This window comes from Pseudomonas sp. TE6288 (assembly GCF_054062095.1).
Genome location: NZ_JBSSEW010000009.1, coordinates 55,138 through 73,967, shown reverse-complemented (window position 1 = coordinate 73,967; position 18,830 = coordinate 55,138). Strand labels below are relative to the sequence as shown.

Here is an 18,830-nt window from a genome sequence, read left to right as displayed (position 1 = left end):
CTCACCTCTTGTTCTTGATCGCGGTGCCGAGCACCTGCAGGTAGGCGACCAGCGCGTCCATCTCGGTCTTGCCCTTGACGGCGTCCTTGGCCCCGGCGATGTCATCGTCGGTGTACGGCACGCCCAGGTTGCGCAGGACGCGCATCTTGACGTCGGTGTGGCTGTTGTCGACCTGCGAGGACACCAGCCACGGGTAGGACGGCATCTTCGACTCAGGCACCACGTTGCGTGGGTTGTACAGGTGCGCACGGTGCCAGTCGTCCGAGTAGCGCCCGCCGACCCGGGCCAGGTCCGGGCCGGTGCGCTTGGAACCCCACAGGAACGGGTGGTCCCAGACGCTTTCGCCGGCCACCGAGTAGTGACCGTAGCGCTCGGTTTCGGCGCGGAACGGCCGCACCATCTGCGAGTGGCAGCCGACGCAGCCTTCGCGGATGTAGATGTCGCGGCCTTCGAGCTGCAGGGCGGTGTAGGGCTTCATGCCTTCGACCGGCTTGTTGGTCACGTCCTGGAAGAACAGCGGGACGATCTGGGTCAGGCCGCCGATGCTGACGGCGAACACCATCAGCAGGGCCATCAGGCCTATGTTTTTCTCAACGACTTCGTGTTTCATCAGGCTCTACTCCTCAAGCCAGCTGGGCATTGGCGGTGGCTTGCTCGGCAGCCGGGGCACGCACGGTGCGCCAGGTGTTCCAGGCCATCAGGAACATGCCGCTGAGGAAGATCACGCCGCCGACGAAGCGCACGACGAAGCCTGGGTGGCTGGCCACCAGGGTTTCGACGAACGAGTAGGTCAGCGTGCCGTCGCTGTTGACCGCGCGCCACATCAGGCCCTGGGCGATACCGTTGACCCACATCGAGGCGATGTAGAGCACGGTGCCGATAGTGGCCAGCCAGAAGTGCGCGTTGATCAGCCCGAGGCTGTACATGCGCTCCTTGCCGAACACTTTCGGGATGGTGTGGTACAGCGCGCCGATGGAGATCATCGCCACCCAGCCGAGCGCGCCGGCGTGGACGTGGCCGATGGTCCAGTCGGTGTAGTGGGACAGGGCGTTGACCGTCTTGATGGCCATCATCGGGCCTTCGAAGGTGGACATGCCGTAGAACGCCAGCGAGACGACCAGGAAGCGCAGGATCGGGTCGCTGCGCAGCTTATGCCAGGCGCCCGAGAGGGTCATCATGCCGTTGATCATGCCGCCCCAGCTCGGTGCCAGGAGGATCAGCGACATGATCATGCCCAGCGACTGCGCCCAGTCCGGCAGCGCGGTGTAGTGCAGGTGGTGCGGGCCTGCCCAGATGTACAGGGTGATCAGCGCCCAGAAGTGCACGATCGACAGGCGATACGAATACACCGGACGTTCGGCCTGCTTGGGCACGTAGTAGTACATCATCCCCAGGAAGCCGGCGGTGAGGAAGAAGCCCACGGCGTTATGGCCGTACCACCACTGCACCATGGCATCGGTGGCGCCGGCGTACAGCGAGTAGGACTTGGTCAGGCTGACCGGTACTTCCAGGTTGTTGACGATATGCAGGATCGCCACGGTCAGGATGAAGGCGCCGAAGAACCAGTTGCCGACATAGATATGCTTGGTGTTGCGCTTCATCAGCGTACCGAAGAACACCACGGCATAGGCGACCCAGACGATGGTGATCAGGATGTCGATCGGCCACTCCAGTTCGGCGTACTCCTTGGTGCTGGTGTAGCCCAGCGGCAGGCTGATGGCCGCCAGCAGGATCACCAGTTGCCAGCCCCAGAAGGTGAACGCGGCCAAGCGCGGTGCGAACAGGGTGGTCTGGCAGGTGCGTTGCACCGAATAATACGAGGTGGCGAACAGGGCACAGCCACCGAAGGCGAAGATCACCGCGTTGGTATGCAAGGGTCGCAGGCGGCCGAAGCTGGTCCACGGCAGGTCAAGGTTGAAGGCGGGCCAGGCGAGCTGGGCGGCAATGAAGACGCCGAGCCCCATCCCGACGATGCCCCACACCACCGTCATGATGGCGAATTGGCGGACCACCTGATAGTTGTAGGCGGTACTGCTGGTTGTGTTCATGTATGGGTTCCCATCCACGGTTATAGGCAGGCTAGACAGCGAGGCAAGCATGATTAATGGGCAAAGTGCCGGTATTGACGGGGATCAATGGGCGAAGATCGGAAATGTCCCAGGCTTGCGCTGCGATCCTCCGCAAATTCCGGCGGATCGCGGCGTTTGCGGCTGCCTGATCCTGGCCCACGGCGCCGGTGCGCCGATGGACAGCGGGTTCATGGAGGACATGGCGCAAAGGCTGGCGGGGCAAGGGGTAGGGGTGGTGCGCTTCGAGTTTCCCTACATGGCCGAACGACGGTTGAACGGCGGCAAGCGGCCGCCCAATCCGCAGAAGGTATTGCTGGAGTCCTGGCGGACTGTATACGAACAGGTGCGGCGTTTAGCCGCAGGCCCGTTGGCCATAGGTGGCAAGTCCATGGGAGGGCGCATGGCCAGCCTGTTGGCTGATGAACTGGGCGCCGATGCGCTGGTGTGCCTGGGGTATCCGTTCTATGCCGTTGGCAAGCCGGAGAAACCTCGCGTGGAGCATCTTGCAGGCCTGCGCACACGCACGCTGATCGTGCAGGGCGAGCGGGATGCCCTGGGCAATCGCGAGGCGGTCGAGGGGTATGCGCTATCGCCGGCGATCGAGGTGAGCTGGCTGGCGGCGGCGGACCATGATCTGAAGCCGCTGAAGGCGTCGGGGTTCAGCCATGAGCAGCATATGCAGGCGGCGGCGGAGCGGGTGGCTAGGTTTCTCTCATAAAGAGAAACCCCTGTAGGAGCGGCTTTTAGCCGCGATCACCCGCGAAGCGGGTGCCAGGCATCGCGTTGCCTGCATCGCGGCTAAAGCCGCTCCTACCCGGAAATGGCGTAGGGGCCGGCTTGCTTAGTCGCGGTACTCGCACAGGTAGGCAGTGTCCACGGCCACCTTCAGCTGAAACTTGCTGTCGGCGGCCACGTTGAACTTGTCGCCAGCATTGAAGGTTTCCCAGTTGTCGCTACCTGGAAGCTTCACGCTCAGGGCGCCGGAGACCACGTGCATGATTTCGCGCTTGGCGGTGCCGAACTCGTACTCGCCCGGGGCCATCACGCCCACGGTGGCTGGACCTTCCTTGCCTTCGAAGGCGATCGACTTGACGGTGCCATCGAAGTACTCATTGACCTTGAACATCGGGCGACTCCTGAAAAAGCAATGAAAAAAGGCTGGCCAGTATGCCCAAGGCCCGCCCCAGCGTCATCTGTTTCAGGCCGTGCCCGGCGGCAGGCTCAAGGGCAGCAGGCGGGCGGTGTTGCGGGCGTCTTCCAGGGCTCGGTGCTGCTGCCCGGAAAACTGCAGGCCGGCCAGTTGCAAGGCGCTGTTCAGGCCCGCCGGGCGCTGCAGGTGGCGGGCCTTGGCGAAGCGTTGCTTGAGGTTGATGTGCGGCAGTTGTTCCAGCAGGCTGCGCACATGGTGCAGTTGCCATTCCTGCAGCAGCTGCTTGCGGTCGTAGTCGCCCCAGCTGACCCACGCCTGCAACTGTGCCTGGTGCGGCTGCAGCCACTGTTCGAACTGGCGCCAGACCCGGTCGAATTTCTCCGCGCCATCGACGTCGGCCTGGGTGATGTGGGTCAGTTCGCAGCAGAATGGCGTCAACTGCGGCCGCCGCCTGGGGCGCACGAAACGCTGGAAGTGATCGACCTCGCGCCCTTCGCGGGTGACCAGGCTTGCGCCGATTTCAATGATTTCCATCTCCGTGACCGGCCAGCCGCCGTCGTCGGTGGTGGCTTCCAGGTCGATCACCAACCAGTGGCCCATGCCAGGCTCCCCTTCAATGCACAAAGGCCGGCGCGCTGATCTGAGCGGGCCGGCCGGTAGAGCGTAGCCAAAGTCGAGAGCCACGGCATCCCCTGGCACTTTGGCATATTCGGCGGTTGTGCCCATGTGGGAAAACGCCTAGTTTAGGCGCATTCAGGCCCCTACCCGTGATGAGTGTCTCGACTTGATCCCACTGCCCAGCGTCAAGATTTCCTCTTCCCTGCTGTTGTTCGTTGCGGTAGCGCTGGGTGGTGCGGCGCGGGCAGACGAGGTGCTGGAAGTGAAGATCGGGGCGGCGCACTTTCCCCCGTATACCGTGCGCCCCGAACAGGGTGCCGATACCGGTTTGCTGCCGCAATTGGTCGAGGCGTTGAACCGTTTGCAGTCCCGGCACCGTTTCGTCCTGGTGCCCACCTCGATTCCCCGGCGCTTTGGCGACTTCCAGCAAGGCCGCACCGACATGGCGATCTTCGAGAACCCGCAGTGGGGCTGGCAGGAGATTGCCCACAAGACCGTGGACATGGGGCTGGAAGATGCCGAGGTGTTCGTCAGCCGTCAGCAGTCCGGGCGTGACCAGCACTACTTCGACGATCTCGAAGGCAAGCGCCTGGCGCTGTTCAATGGCTACCACTACGCTTTCGCCGATTTCAACCCGGACCCGGCCTGGTTGAAGAAACGCTACAGGGCGACCCTGACCTATTCCCACGACAGCAACCTGAACATGGTCGAGCGTGGGCGTGCGGACATCGCCCTGGTCACCCGTTCGTACCTCAGCGATTTTCTCAGGCGCAACCCGGACAGTGCCGGCCAGTTGCTGGCCTCGCAACGGGTCGACCAGGTCTACCATCACTACGCGCTGCTGCGCCCAGGGGCGTCCATCAGCCCCGAGGCGTTCGCCAGCCTGTTGCGCCAGCTGCGGGAAAACGGCGAGCTGCTGCGGATCTTCCAGCCTTACCAGATCACCGTCGAAGCGCCGCACGACTAGGAGCCTAAATTTCGGCAAGGCCGTCGCGTATTCAGTAGGGAGCGGGCAGGCTGTTGCAGTGCCCAAGGCAAACACGCCCCTGTTGGAGCGGGCTTGCCCCGCGATGACGGCCTCAGCCCAGGCGGCTGCTCTTGCGGCAATGGATCAGCGCATCGCGGATCATGAAGTTGACCAGCGTCGGCGAGACCCCCAGCTCCTTGGCGATATCCTTCTGCGGTACGCCATGCAGGCGGTACATCTCGAAGGCGTAGCGGGTGCGTTTGGGCAGTTCGTCGAGGGCGTCGGCAATGTGTTCCAAGGTAGCGAGGTTGATATGGGTGGCCTCGGGCGAGGCGTTCTGGATGACCACGTTCATCCCTTCCTCCTCGCTGCCGGAGTACCTGAGTTCCATGGCCTGCTTGCGGTAGTGATCGATGGCCAGGTTGCGCACGATCTGGAACAGGTAGCTGAGCTGGGCCTTGAACGATGAGGTGATCTGCGGGGCGGCGCTGAGCCTGAAGAAGGCATCCTGCACCACATCCTCGGCGCGGGAGCGGCAGCCGGTGATGCGGGCTGCGATCTTGACCAGGATGCTGCGGTTGTCGACGAATGCCTGGAGTAATGGTGAATCGCACTTACTTGTGGATAGTTGTTCCGCCATGGAAATCACCTTGTCTCAGAGAGGAGAGGGAGCGCACCTCTGGAGGAGGCTTCCTACGACGTGCGACAAACTATTCGTAATGATAATGATTGTCAAATACGAAAGTTAATGAGTTTCTATCCATTTTGGTTCTAAGCTTCAACCTGTGAAACGCTTCAACATTTGCCTCTACGTCCGGCCTTTCCAGCCTTCCCGACGGTCCTAATTTCTTCCCCCGCCCATCCGTTCCCCTGTGTACATCTCGGCTGCCGAACACTGCCCGCCTGTCGTGCGCGGGCCAGTCAGGCGCGACTCACCCAGACACTGGCAGGAACATTCCATGACGGACGCCTTCGAACTCCCGCACTCGCTGGTCCAGGCCCTGGCGCAACGCGCCGCCCAGACCCCGGAGCGCATCGCCTTGCGCTTCCTCGCTGACGCGCCCGGCGAGCAGGCGGTGCTCAGTTATCGGGACCTCGACCAGCGTGCGCGGACCATCGCCGCGGCGTTGCAGGCGCGAGCCGGGTTTGGCGAGCGTGCGGTACTGCTGTTCCCTAGTGGGCCGGACTATGTCGCGGCGTTCTTCGGCTGCTTGTACGCCGGGGTGATCGCCGTGCCGGCCTACCCGCCGGAGTCTTCGCGCCAGCACCATCAGGAACGCTTGCTGTCGATCATCGACGACGCCGAGCCGCGCCTGCTGCTGACGGTAGAGGCGCTGTGTGACAGTTTGCAGGGCCTCGAGGCCCTGGCCGGGGCCAACGCTCCGAGCCTGCTGGCCGTGGACCGCCTGGATTCGCAACTGGCCGCGCAGTGGCGCGAACCGAGGCTGGAAGGCAGAGACATCGCCTTCCTGCAATACACCTCCGGCTCCACCGCGTTGCCCAAGGGTGTGCAGGTCAGCCACGGCAACCTGGTGGCCAACGAACAGCTGATCCGCCAGGGATTCGGCATCGACCTGAACCCGGACGACGTGATCGTCAGCTGGCTGCCGCTGTACCACGACATGGGCCTGATCGGTGGCCTGCTGCAGCCGATCTTCAGCGGCGTGCCTTGCGTATTGATGTCGCCGGGTTACTTCCTCGCCCGACCGCTGCGCTGGCTGCAGGCGATCAGCGACTACGGCGGCACCATCAGCGGTGGTCCGGACTTCGCCTACCGACTGTGCAGCGAGCGCGTCAGCGAGGCGGCACTCGCCGGCCTGGACCTGAGCCGCTGGCGCGTGGCCTATTCCGGTTCCGAGCCGATCCGCCAGGACAGCCTCGACACCTTCGCCGAAAAATTTGCCGCCTGTGGCTTCGACGCCAGCAGCTTCTTCGCCAGCTACGGCCTGGCCGAGGCTACTCTGTTCGTCAGCGGCAGCCGCCGTGGCCAAGGCATCGGCGCCCTGGAACTGGATGCCAGGGCCTTCGCCGCCAACCGTGCCGAACCGGGCCGGGGCAGCGTGCTGATGAGCTGCGGCTATCCGCAGCCGGGCCATGCGGTGCGTATCGTCGAGCCGCAGCAACTGCAGGTGCTGGCTGACAATCAGGTGGGCGAGATCTGGGCCGGCGGCCCGAGCATCGCCCTGGGGTACTGGCGCAACCCCGAGGCCAGCGCCCGCACCTTCGTCGAGATGGACGGCCAGACCTGGCTGCGCACCGGCGACCTGGGCTTCATGCGCGACGGCGAGGTGTTTGTCACCGGGCGCCTGAAGGACATGCTCATCGTCCGTGGCCAGAACCTCTACCCACAAGACTTGGAAAAGACCCTGGAGCGCGAGGTCGAGGTGCTGCGCAAGGGCCGGGTGGCGGTGTTCGCCGTCGACGACCAGGGCGAGGAAGGCATCGGCGTGGCGGTGGAGATCAGCCGCAATGTGCAGAAGGCGCACACGCCCGAGGCGCTGATCAATACCCTGCGCCGGGTCATTGCCGATGCCTGTCGCCAGGCGCCGGCCGTGGTGTTGCTGCTCAACCCGGGCGCCTTGCCCAAGACCTCCAGCGGCAAGCTGCAGCGCTCGGCCTGCCGCCTGCGCATGAACGACAGCAGCCTGGATATCTATGCGCGGTTCCCGACGGCGCAAACGGAGCAGGGCAATGGCGTGGCCGGTGACGACCTGCAGGCACGGATCGCGGGTATCTGGCGTGAACTGCTCAAGGTCGAGGCGGTGGCGGCGGACGACCACTTCCTGCTGCTGGGTGGCAACTCCATCGCGGCCACCCAGGTAACCGCGCGCCTGGGTGATGAACTGGGCATCCAGCTCAGCCTGCGTACCCTGTTCGAGGCACCGACCTTGGCCGAGTACAGCGCCGCCGTGGCGGCCGTCCTCGCCGAAGGTGGCAGCGCCGCCGGCACCATCGAAACCCAGGCTCGCGACCAGGCCCTGCCGCAATCGCTGGCACAGAACCGCCTGTGGCTGTTGTGGCAACTGGAGCCGCAGTCCGCCGCCTACAACATCCCCGCTGGCCTGCACCTGCGCGGCGAGCTGGAGGTCGCGGCGCTGCAGGCCAGCTTCCAGGCTCTGGTGGCACGCCATGAATCCTTGCGCACGCTGTTCGACGAAGTCGACGGCCAGGCCGTGCAACGCATCCTGCCGAGCCAGGCGTTCACCCTGCGTCATCTGGAGCTCGAAGGGCAGTCTCCCGCCGAGGTGGCCGCGCGCCGCGAGGATGAGGCGCAGCAGCCGTTCGATCTGCGCCAGGGTCCGCTCCTGCGGGTGACCCTGGCCCGCCTGGACGACGAAGAGCACCAGCTGTGGGTGACCCTGCACCACATCGTCGCCGACGGCTGGTCGCTGAACATCCTGCTGGATGAGTTCGCCCGTCTGTACGCGGCCCAGGGCCAGGCTGTGCAACTGCCCGAACTGACGCTGGGCTACGCCGACTACGGCCAGTGGCAGCGCCAGTGGCTGGCCGATGGCGAAAGCGCCCGCCAGCTCGACTACTGGAAGAACAAGCTGGGTGATGAACTGCCGGTGCTCGACCTGTGTACCGACCAGCCCCGCGCCAGCCGGCAGCACAGCCTTGCCGCGCGCCACACGCTCAAGGTGCCTGCGGCGCTGACCAGCGCCCTCAAGGATCTGGCCCGCGACCAGCAGGCCAGCCTGTTCATGGTCCTGCTGGCCGGCTGGCAGGCCCTGCTGCACCGCTACAGCGGCCAGGGCGATATCCGTATCGGCGTGCCCAACGCCAACCGTCCGCGCCTGGAAACCCAGGGCATGGTCGGTTTTTTCATCAACACCCAGGTGCTGCGCGCCGAGCTCGACGGCCGTCTGCCGTTCGCCGGGCTGCTGGCCCAGGCACGCCAGGTCACACTCGAGGCCCAGGCCCATCAGGACCTGCCCTTCGAGCAACTGCTCGAGGCGCTGCCGCAGGCTCGTGAACAGGGTCTGTTCCAGGTCATGTTCAACCACCAGCAACGCGACCTGTCGGCGTTGCGCCGCCTGCCCGGCGTGCTGGCCGAAGAGCTGCCCTGGCACAGCCGCGAAGCCAAGTTCGACCTGCAGTTGCACAGCGAGGAAGACCACCAGGGCCGCCTGACGCTGGCCTTCGACTACGCCGCCGGATTGTTCGAGGCGGCCACCGTCAAACGCCTGGCCAGCCATCTGCTGGCCTTGCTCGAGCAGGTCTGCGCCGAGCCGCAGTTGCCCCTCGGCGAGGTGCGCCTGCTCGACGAGCACAGCCAGACGCAACTGCTCGAGTGGGGCCAGGCGCCCATGGCGAGCGCGCCGCGCCTGCTGGTCGAGCAACTCAACGAACAGGCGCGCCTGAGCCCCGAGCGCACCGCGCTGGTGTGGGAGGGCGGTCAGCTTGGCTATGCCGAACTGCACCAGCAGGCCAACCGCCTGGCGCACTACCTGCGCGACAAGGGCGTCGGTCCGGACACTTGCGTGGCGATTGCCCTGGAGCGTTCGCCACAGCTGCTGGTCGGCCTGCTGGCCATTCTCAAGGCCGGTGGCGCCTACGTGCCGCTGGACACCGACTACCCGGCCGAGCGCCTGGCCTACATGCTCGGTGATTGCCAGGCCGGCCTGCTGCTCAGCCACAGCAGCCTGCTCGACAAACTGCCGCAGGTCGAAGGCGTGAGCGCCATCGCCCTCGACCAGCTGCACCTGGACAGCTGGCCAAGCCAGGCCCCCGGCCTGCACCTGCACGGCGACAACCTCGCCTATGTGATCTACACCTCCGGTTCCACCGGCCAGCCCAAGGGCGTGGGCAACACCCATGCCGCGCTGGCCGAGCGCCTGCAGTGGATGCAGGCCAGCTATGCGCTGGATGACAGCGACGTGCTGATGCAGAAGGCGCCGATCAGCTTCGACGTGTCGGTGTGGGAGTGCTTCTGGCCGCTGGTCACCGGCTGCAAGCTGGTCCTGGCCGGCCCCGGCGAACATCGCGATCCGCAGCGCATCGCCCAGCTGATCCAGCAACACGCGGTGACCACGCTGCACTTCGTGCCGCCGTTGCTGCAGGTGTTCGTCCAGGAGCCGTTGGCCGCCGGCTGCACCAGCCTGCGCCGGTTGTTCTCCGGTGGCGAGGCGCTGTCCGCCGCCTTGCGTGACCGCGTGCTGCAACTGCTGCCACAGGTGCAACTGCACAACCGCTACGGTCCGACCGAAACCGCGATCAACGTCACCCACTGGCACTGCCAGGCGAATGACGGCGAGCGCTCGCCCATCGGCCGCCCGCTGGGCAACGTGCTGTGCCGGGTGCTGGACGATGAGTTCGAGTTGACCGCGCCGGGCGTGCCCGGCGAGCTGTGCCTGGGGGGCGCGGGCCTGGCTCGCGGCTATCTCGGCCGCCCGGGGCTGACCGCCGAGCGCTTCGTGCCGCAGCCCGATGGCGACGGCGCACGGCTGTACCGCAGCGGCGACCGCGCCCGCTGGCACATGCCGAGCCAGGCCCTGGAGTACTTGGGGCGCCTCGACCAGCAGGTCAAGGTGCGCGGCTTCCGCGTCGAGCCGGAGGAGGTGCAGGCGGTGCTGCTGGCCGAGCCGGGTGTCGCCCAGGCACTGGTGCTGATCCACAAGGATGCCGTCGGTGCCCAGCTGGTGGGCTATTACAGCGGTGTCGAGCAGACCGAGGCGCTGTTGGCCGCTCTGGCCGAACGCCTGCCGGCCTACATGGTGCCGGCACAACTCATTCATCTTGCGCAGATGCCCCTGGGGCCGAGCGGCAAGGTCGATCGCAAGGCGCTGCCGGCCCCGGTCTGGCAGCAACGTGAACATGTCGAGCCGCAAAGCGCGTTGCAACAACAGGTCGCGGCGATCTGGCGCGAGGTGCTGGGCCGGCCGCAGGTCGGCTTGCAGGATGACTTCTTCGCCCTCGGCGGCCACTCGCTGCTGGCCACCCAGATCGTCTCGCGCACCCGCCAGGCGCTGGATGTCGAGCTGCCGCTCAAGGCCTTGTTCGAGGCCAGCGAGCTGGGCGCGTTCTGCGCCGAGATTGCCCGTCTGCAGGACAGCGGCGCACGCAACCTGCAAGGCACCATCGCCCGTGTCGACCGCCGCCAGGCGGTGCCGCTGTCGTACTCGCAGCAGCGCATGTGGTTCCTCTGGCAGATGGATCCGCACAGCCCCGCCTACAACGTCGGCGGCATGGCTCGCTTCCAGGGCCTGCTGCATGTGGACGCCTTCGAGCGCGCCCTGCAGGCGCTGATCGTGCGTCACGAAACCCTGCGCACCACCTTCCCCAGCATCGACGGCAAGCCTTACCAGTGCGTGGCCGATGACAGCCACGTGCAACTGCACTGGCATGACTTCAGCACCCTGGCCGACGAGGCCCGCCAGCAACGCCTGCAACAACTGGCTGATGACCAGGCGCACCAGCCGTTCGACCTGGAGCGCGGTCCGCTGTTGCGCGCCTGCCTGGTCAAGGCCGGCGAGCGCGAGCACTACTTCGTTCTGACCCTGCACCATATCGTCACCGAAGGCTGGGCCATGGATATCTTCGCCCGCGAACTGGGCGAGCTGTACGAGGCCTTCGTCGACGAGCGCGAGTCGCCGCTGGCGCCGCTGCCGGTGCAGTACCTCGATTACAGCGTGTGGCAGCGCCAGTGGCTGGAAAGCGGCGAGGGCGATCGCCAGCTGGCTTACTGGAAGGACCGCCTGGGCGATGAGCATCCGGTGCTGGCATTGCCCGCCGACCGCCCACGCCCGGCGGTGCAGAGCCACCGCGGCGAGCTGTACCGCTTCGACCTGGATCCGGCGTTGGTCAAACGCGTGCATGCCTTCAACAGCCAGCGCGGCCTGACCCTGTTCATGACCATGACCGCCACCCTGGCCGCGTTGCTGCACCGCTACAGCGGCCAGCGCGACCTGCGCATCGGCGCGCCGGTGGCCAACCGCATCCGCCCGGAAAGCGAGGGGCTGATCGGCGCCTTCCTCAACACCCAGGTGCTGCGTTGCGAACTGGACGGGCAAATGAGCGCCGGCGCGTTGCTCGACCAGGTGCGCCAGACCATCATCGATGGCCAGTCGCACCAGGACCTGCCGTTCGAGCAGTTGGTCGAAGCCCTGCAGCCGCCGCGTTCGAGCGCCTACAACCCGCTGTTCCAGGTGATGTGCAACGTGCAGCGCTGGGCCTTCCAGCAGAGCCGTGAGCTGGTGGGCATGCAGGTGGACTACCTGGTCAACGACGCCAGCGCCACCAAGTTCGACCTGTACCTGGAGGTCACCGACCTCGACGGCCGCCTGGGCTGCTGCTTTACCTACAGCCGCGACCTGTTCGATGAGCCGCGCATCGCGCGCATGGCCGAGCACTGGCAGCAGTTGCTGGTGGCGCTGATCGACGATCCGCAGCAGCGCCTGTGCGAACTGCCGATGCTGGCTGAAGCCGAGCAGCAGGTGCTGATCGGCCAGCTGCAGGGCGAGCAGGACTTCGCGCTGGACCAGACCCTGCACGGGCTGTTCGCTGCCCAGGCTGAGCGCACCCCGCAGGCCCTGGCCCTGACCTTCGCCGGCCAGCACCTGAGCTACGCCGAACTCGACCAGCAGGCCAACCGCCTGGCCCGGGCCTTGCGCGAGCGCGGCGTCGGCCCGCAGGTGCGGGTGGGCCTGGCGCTGGAGCGATCGCTGGAGATGGTGGTCGGCCTGCTGGCCATCCTCAAGGCCGGTGGCGCCTACGTGCCGCTGGACCCGGAATACCCGCTCGATCGCCTGCGCTACATGATCGAGGACAGCCGCCTGGGCCTGCTGATCGGCCAGCGGGCGTTGCTCGACACCCTGGGCGAACTGCCGCCGGGCGTTGACCGCTGGAGCCTGGAGGACGATGCCGCGAGCCTGTCCGCCTACAGCGACGCCGCCCTGGACAACCTCAACCTGCCGCAGCACCAGGCCTACCTGATCTACACCTCCGGCTCCACAGGCAAGCCCAAGGGCGTGGTGGTCAGTCATGGTGAAATCGCCATGCACTGCAAGGCGGTGATCGCCGAGTTCGGCATGCGCAGCGACGACTGCGAGCTGCACTTCTATTCGATCAACTTCGACGCCGCCAGCGAGCGCCTGCTGGTGCCGCTGCTGTGCGGTGCCCGCGTGGTGTTGCGTGCCCAAGGACAGTGGGGCGCCGAGGAAATCTGCCAGCTGGTGCGCGAGCAGCAAGTCAGCGTGCTCGGTTTCACCCCGAGCTACGGCAGCCAGCTGGCCCAGTACCTGGCCGGGCAGGGCGAGCAATTGCCGGTGCGCCTGGTGATCACCGGTGGCGAGGCCTTGACCGGCGAGCACCTGCAACGCATCCGTCAGGCCTTTGCGCCGCAACAGTTCTTCAATGCCTACGGCCCGACCGAAACGGTGGTGATGCCGCTGGCCTGCCTGGCGCCGGAGCAGATACCGGTCGACGCCGGCAGCGTGCCGATCGGCCGGGTCATCGGTGCCCGCACCGCCTATATCCTTGACGAGGACCTGGCGCTGCTGCCGCAAGGCGGCATCGGTGAGCTTTACGTCGGCGGTGCCGGCCTGGCCCAGGGGTATCACGACCGTCCGGGCCTGAGCGCTGAGCGTTTCGTCGCGGACCCGTTCAGCCATGCTGGCGGTCGCCTATACCGTACCGGCGATCTGGTGCGCCTGCGCGCCGATGGCCTGGTGGAGTATGTCGGCCGTGCCGACCAGCAGGTGAAGATCCGTGGCTTCCGTATCGAACTGGGTGAGATCGAGAGCCGCCTGCAGGAGCACGCCGACGTCGAGGAAGCGGTAGTCCTGGCCCTCGACCTGCCGGGCGGCAAGCAGCTGGTGGGTTACCTGGTGTGCCCGCAGGCCAGCGCCGACGGCGAGGCCCAGGCCCTGCTGCGCGAGGCGGTCAAGGCCGATGCCCGCCAGCACCTGCCCGACTACATGGTGCCGGCGCACCTGGTGCTGCTCGACAGCCTGCCGCTGATGGGCAACGGCAAGCTCGACCGCCGCGCGTTGCCGGCCCCGGATCTGGAGCAGGCGCGCCAGCATTACCAGGCGCCGGCCAATGAGCTGGAAGGCCAACTCGCGCAGATCTGGCGCGAGGTGCTCAACCTGCCCCGCATCGGCGTGCAGGACAACTTCTTCGAACTGGGCGGCGACTCGATCCTGTCGATTCAGGTGGTCAGCCGTGCCCGCCAGCTGGGGCTGCAGTTCACCCCGCGTGACCTGTTCCAGCACCAGACCATCCAGACCCTGGCGGCCGTGGTGACCCGCAGCGAGGCGCCGAGCGCGATCGAGCAGGGCGCACGTCAGGGACGCACCGGCCTGACGCCGATCCAACACTGGTTCTTCGACAGCGAAGTGCCGCAACCGCAGCACTGGAACCAGGCGGTGCTGCTCGGTGTGCGCCAGCCGTTGCAGGCCGAGGCGCTGGAGCGGGCTTTGGCCGCGCTGGTGCAACACCACGACAGCCTGCGCCTGCGCTTCCGTCAGGCCAACGGCCGCTGGCAGGCCGAGTACGCCCAGCCGAGCACCCAGCCGTTGCTATGGACCGCGACGGTGAGCGATTTCGAGGACTGCCAGGCGTTCTATACCGATGTGCAGCGCAGCCTCGACCTTGCCGAGGGGCCGCTGCTGCGCGCCTTGCTGGTCAGCGATGACCAGGGCGCCCAGCGCCTGCTGTTGGCGATCCATCACCTGGTAGTCGACGGCGTGTCCTGGCGCGTCCTGCTGGAAGACCTGCAGGCGCTGTACCGCGGTGAAACCCTGGCCGCCAAGACCCATGCCATGGGTGACTGGGCGGCGCGCCTGGCCAGCTATGCCGGCAGCGACTCGCTGCGCGACGAGCTGGGCTGGTGGGAAGCGCAACTGGGCAACGCCCGTCGTGAACTGCCCTGCGACCACCCCCAGGGCGACAACCTGCACCGTAATGCCCGCAGCATCGCCATCGAGCTGGACGTCGAGCAGACCCGCCAGCTGCTGCAACAGGCGCCGGCGGCCTATCACACCCAGGTCAACGACCTGCTGCTGACTGCCCTGGCCCGTACCCTGTGCCAGTGGAGCGGCGACCAACAAGTATTGGTGCAGCTGGAAGGCCATGGCCGCGATGGTCTGTTCGAGGACATGGACCTGACCCGCAGTGTCGGCTGGTTCACCAACGCCTACCCACTGAGCCTGACCCCCGTAATGGCTGAGGGCGAAGTTGGCCGCGCCGCTTCGATCAAGCGCATCAAGGAACAACTGCGCCAGGTACCGCACAAAGGCCAGGGCTACGGTGTGCTGCGCTACCTGGCCGACGAGGCCGGGCGTGAGCGCATGGCCGCCTTGCCCCAGGCCCGGATCACCTTCAACTACCTCGGCCAGTTCGACCAGCAGTTCGACCAGGCGGCACTGTTCCAGCCGCTGGATGCCCCGGCGGGCCTGGCCCATGACCTGGATGCGCCGCTGCCGAACTGGCTGAGCGTCGATGGCCAGGTCTACGGCGGCGCGCTGCAACTGCGCTGGAGCTTCAGTGCCGAGCGCTATGACGAGGCGACCATCGCCCGTCTGGCCGAGGCCTATCGCCAGGAGCTGCTGGCCTTGGTCGCCCACTGCCTGGCGGACGGCAACGGCAGCTTCACCCCCTCGGACTTCCCGCTGGCGCAACTGACTCAGGAGCAGATCGACGCGCTGCCGATCCCGGCCGCCGAGATCGAGGACGTCTACCCGCTGACGCCGATGCAGGAAGGCCTGCTGCTGCACACCCTGCTCGAGCCGGGCACCGGCATCTACTACATGCAGGACCGCTACCGCATCAACAGCGCCCTCGACCCCGAGCGCTTCGCCCGGGCCTGGCAGGCGGTGGTGGCGCGCCATGAGGCGTTGCGCGCCTCGTTCAGCTGGAACGCCGGCGAAGCGATGCTGCAGATCATCCACAAACCCGGCAAGACCGCGGTGGACTATCAGGACTGGCGCGGCCTCGACGAGCACACCCAGGAAGCGCGCCTGCAAGCGTTGCACAAGGAGGAGCGCGAGGCCGGCTTCGAGCTGCTGCGCGAAGCACCGTTCCACCTGCGCCTGGTACGTGTGGACGATGCGCGTTACTGGTTCATGATGAGCAACCACCACATCCTCATCGATGCCTGGTGCCGCTCGCTGCTGATGAACGACTTCTTCGAGATCTACCAGGCCCTGGGCGAAGGGCGCCAGGCCCAGTTGCCGGTGCCGCCGCGCTACCGCGACTACATCGGCTGGCTGCAGCGCCAGGACCTCGACGAGGCGCGCCAGTGGTGGCAGGCCAACCTGGCCGGCTTTGAGCGCGCCACGGCGATCCCCAGTGACCGTCCGCTGCGCCATGACCACGCCGGAGACGGCATGGTCGTGGGTGACTGCTACACCCGCCTGCAAGTGAGCGAGGGCGCCCGCCTGCGTGATCTGGCCCAGGCCCACCAACTGACGGTCAACACCTTCGCCCAGGCGGCCTGGGCGCTGACCCTGGCCCGTTACAGCGGCGAGCGCGACGTGGTGTTCGGCGTCACCGTGGCCGGGCGTCCGGTGAGCCTGCCGCAGATGCAGCGCACGGTCGGCCTGTTCATCAACAGCATCGCCCTGCGCGTGCAGTTGCCGCAGCCGGGCGAGCGCAGCAGCGTGCGCCAGTGGCTGCAAGGCTTGCTCGATCGCAACATGCAGTTGCGTGAGTACGAGTACCTGCCGCTGGTGGCGATCCAGGAATGCAGCGAACTGCCCAAGGGCCAGCCGTTGTTCGACAGCCTGTTCGTGTTCGAGAACGCCCCGGTGGAAACTGCGGTGCTCGACCACGCCCAGCACCTGGACGCCAGCTCCGACTCGGGCCGGACCCACACCAACTTCCCGCTGACCGCGGTGTGCTACCCGGGCGATGACCTGGGCCTGCACCTGTCGTTCGACCAGCGCTACTTCGACTACCCGACCGTCGAGCGCCTGCTCGCCGAATTCAAGCGCCTGCTGCTGGCGCTGGTCGAGGGCTTCGACGGCGAGGTCGGCGAGCTGCCGCTGCTGGGGGCCGACGAACAACGCTTCCTGCTCGAGGACTGCAACCGCACCGACCATGCCTATGCGCTGGAGCAGAGCTACATCGAGCTGTTCGAGGCACGGGTGGCCGCGCATCCGCAGCGCACCGTCGCCCGTTGCGAGGCGGCCGCATACGACTATGCGGGCCTGAACGTGGCGGCCAACCGGCTTGGTCATGCTTTGGTTGCGGCTGGCGTGGCCATCGACCAACCGGTGGCGTTGCTGGCCGAGCGCGGCCTGGCGCTGCTGGGCATGATCGTCGGCAGCTTCAAGGCCGGCGCTGGCTACCTGCCGCTGGATCCGGGCCTGCCTGCAGCGCGCCTGCAACGTATCGTCGAGCTCAGCCGCACGCCAGTGCTGGTGTGCAGCGCGGCCTGCGCCGAGCAGGCGCGCCAGCTGCTCGATGAGGTAGCGGGCACGGCGCGGCCGAAGCTGCTGGTCTGGGAAGACGTGCAGGCAGGCAACGTGGCCAGCCATAACCTTGGCATCCACAGCGCGCCGGACAACCTTGCCTATGTGATCTACACCTCCGGTTCCACCGGCCTGCCCAAGGGCGTGATGGTCGAGCAGCGCGGCATGCTCAACAACCAGCTGAGCAAGGTGCCGTACCTGGCCCTGGACGAGCAGGACGTGATCGCCCAGACCGCCTCGCAGAGCTTCGACATCTCGGTGTGGCAGTTCCTCGCCGCGCCGTTGTTCGGTGCCCGTGTGGAGATCGTGCCGAACGCCATCGCCCATGATCCGCAAGGCTTGCTGAGCCATGTGCAGGCCACCGGCATCACAGTGCTGGAGAGTGTGCCGTCGCTGATCCAGGGCATGCTGGCCAACGATCACCAGGCCCTCGATGGGCTGCGCTGGATGCTGCCGACCGGCGAGGCCATGCCGCCCGAGCTGGCCGCCCAGTGGCTGCAGCGCTACCCGGCCATCGGCCTGGTCAACGCCTACGGCCCGGCGGAGTGCTCGGACGACGTGGCGTTCTTCCGCGTCGATGCCGCCTCGACCCAGGGCAGCTACCTGCCGATCGGCACGCCGACCGACAACAACCGCCTGTACCTGCTCGGCGAAGACCAGACCCTGGTGCCGCTGGGCGCGGTGGGCGAGCTGTGCGTCGCTGGTACCGGTGTGGGCCGTGGCTATGTCGGCGACCCGCTGCGCACGGCCCAGGCGTTCATCCCGCACCCGTACGGTGCCCCCGGTGAGCGCCTGTACCGCACCGGCGACCTGGCGCGGCGCCGTCCGGATGGCGTGCTGGAATACGTCGGGCGCATCGACCATCAGGTCAAGATCCGTGGCTACCGCATCGAGCTGGGCGAGATCGAGGCGCGCCTGCACGAACAGCCGGAGCTGCGCGATGCGGCGGTGGGCGTGCAGGAGGGCGTCAATGGCAAGCACCTGGTCGGCTACCTGGTGGCGCACCAGGGCGTCAGTGCCGATACCGCGCTGCTCGACCAGCTCAAGCAGCGCCTGCGCGCCGAGTTGCCGGAGTACATGGTGCCGCTGCACTGGGGCTGGTTCGACAGCCTGCCGCACAACGCCAACGGCAAGCTCGACCGCAAGGCGCTGCCTGCCATCGATATCGGTGGCCAGCACAGCCAGGCCTACCTGGCGCCGCGCAATGAGCTTGAAGAGACGCTCGCCGGCATCTGGGCCGATGTGCTCAAGGCCGAGCGGGTGGGCGTGCGCGACAACTTCTTCGAGCTGGGCGGGCATTCGCTGCTGGCAACGCAGATCGCCTCGCGGGTGCAGAAGGCCCTGCAGTTGAACGTGCCGTTGCGGGCAATGTTCGAGTGCAGCACGGTGCAAGAGCTGGCGGACTATGTGCGTGGCTTGCAGGACAGCGCGCTGGACGACGCCAAGGTCGATCGGTTGAGCGACCTGATGGCGGAGCTGGAGGCGTTGTAGCCTCATTGCCGTCAGCGCGGGGCCTGCCTGCTCCCACAGGATCAGGCAAACCCTGCGCTGACGCGGCGATGTGGCGCCGGGCCACCCTGTAAAACCTACCCTTGCCGGTGCTACGCTGC

General features: G+C 66.7%; 8 protein-coding genes. 3 read left to right on the top strand and 5 right to left on the bottom strand.

Features of this window, described 5'->3' with window-relative positions; genetic code table 11:
* Position 1: 1 nt before the first annotated feature.
* Together ccoO and ccoN are read right to left on the bottom strand one after the other, a co-directional pair.
* Positions 2 to 610 (bottom strand): cytochrome-c oxidase, cbb3-type subunit II, encoded by a 609-nt coding sequence (gene ccoO / locus ACVWY1_RS11085; RefSeq protein WP_046856462.1) that lies wholly within the window; start codon positions 608 to 610, stop codon positions 2 to 4.
* A gap of 13 nt (positions 611 to 623) precedes the next feature.
* A complete protein-coding gene (gene ccoN / locus ACVWY1_RS11080; RefSeq protein ID WP_050706570.1) occupies positions 624 to 2,048 on the bottom strand; it encodes a cytochrome-c oxidase, cbb3-type subunit I in 1,425 nt (474 codons plus the stop codon).
* 49 nt (positions 2,049 to 2,097) lie between these two features.
* Between ccoN and ACVWY1_RS11075 the strand changes: the two genes are divergently transcribed.
* The gene (locus tag ACVWY1_RS11075; RefSeq protein ID WP_110699163.1) at positions 2,098 to 2,787 is read left to right on the top strand and encodes an alpha/beta family hydrolase; all 690 of its coding nucleotides are present in this window, start codon (positions 2,098 to 2,100) and stop codon (positions 2,785 to 2,787) included.
* A 123-nt stretch (positions 2,788 to 2,910) separates the two neighbouring features.
* Here the strand turns inward: ACVWY1_RS11075 and ppnP are convergent, their stop codons facing one another.
* On the bottom strand, positions 2,911 to 3,195 hold the full coding sequence (ppnP, locus tag ACVWY1_RS11070) for a pyrimidine/purine nucleoside phosphorylase (protein ID WP_038705716.1): 285 nt from the start codon (positions 3,193 to 3,195) through the stop codon (positions 2,911 to 2,913).
* Between the two features lie 72 nt (positions 3,196 to 3,267).
* Complete coding sequence (locus tag ACVWY1_RS11065) at positions 3,268 to 3,819, bottom strand: exonuclease domain-containing protein (protein WP_277503299.1); 552 nt, start codon at positions 3,817 to 3,819, stop codon at positions 3,268 to 3,270.
* Between the two features lie 184 nt (positions 3,820 to 4,003).
* Between ACVWY1_RS11065 and ACVWY1_RS11060 the strand changes: the two genes are divergently transcribed.
* A complete protein-coding gene (locus ACVWY1_RS11060) occupies positions 4,004 to 4,804 on the top strand; it encodes a substrate-binding periplasmic protein (RefSeq protein WP_457378272.1) in 801 nt (266 codons plus the stop codon).
* Between the two features lie 112 nt (positions 4,805 to 4,916).
* Here ACVWY1_RS11060 and ACVWY1_RS11055 read toward each other — a convergent pair whose 3' ends face one another.
* Entirely contained in the window at positions 4,917 to 5,444 is a 528-nt protein-coding gene (locus ACVWY1_RS11055; protein WP_046856458.1) for an RNA polymerase factor sigma-70, read from the bottom strand.
* 319 nt (positions 5,445 to 5,763) lie between these two features.
* Here ACVWY1_RS11055 and ACVWY1_RS11050 point away from each other — a divergent pair, with 319 nt between their 5' ends.
* Positions 5,764 to 18,711, top strand: coding sequence for a non-ribosomal peptide synthetase (locus tag ACVWY1_RS11050; RefSeq protein WP_457378271.1), 12,948 nt, complete (start codon positions 5,764 to 5,766; stop codon positions 18,709 to 18,711).
* Positions 18,712 to 18,830: the final 119 nt, after the last annotated feature.

Excerpts from the sequence above, each read along its gene's own strand:
- ccoO (WP_046856462.1), bottom strand. The coding sequence starts at position 610 with ATGAAACACGAAGTCGTTGAGAAAAACATAGGCCTGATGGCCCTGCTG.
- ccoN (WP_050706570.1), bottom strand. The coding sequence starts at position 2,048 with ATGAACACAACCAGCAGTACCGCCTACAACTATCAGGTGGTCCGCCAA.
- ACVWY1_RS11075 (WP_110699163.1), top strand. The coding sequence starts at position 2,098 with ATGATTAATGGGCAAAGTGCCGGTATTGACGGGGATCAATGGGCGAAG.
- ppnP (WP_038705716.1), bottom strand. The coding sequence starts at position 3,195 with ATGTTCAAGGTCAATGAGTACTTCGATGGCACCGTCAAGTCGATCGCC.
- ACVWY1_RS11065 (WP_277503299.1), bottom strand. The coding sequence starts at position 3,819 with ATGGGCCACTGGTTGGTGATCGACCTGGAAGCCACCACCGACGACGGC.
- ACVWY1_RS11055 (WP_046856458.1), bottom strand. The coding sequence starts at position 5,444 with ATGGCGGAACAACTATCCACAAGTAAGTGCGATTCACCATTACTCCAG.
- ACVWY1_RS11050 (WP_457378271.1), top strand. The coding sequence starts at position 5,764 with ATGACGGACGCCTTCGAACTCCCGCACTCGCTGGTCCAGGCCCTGGCG.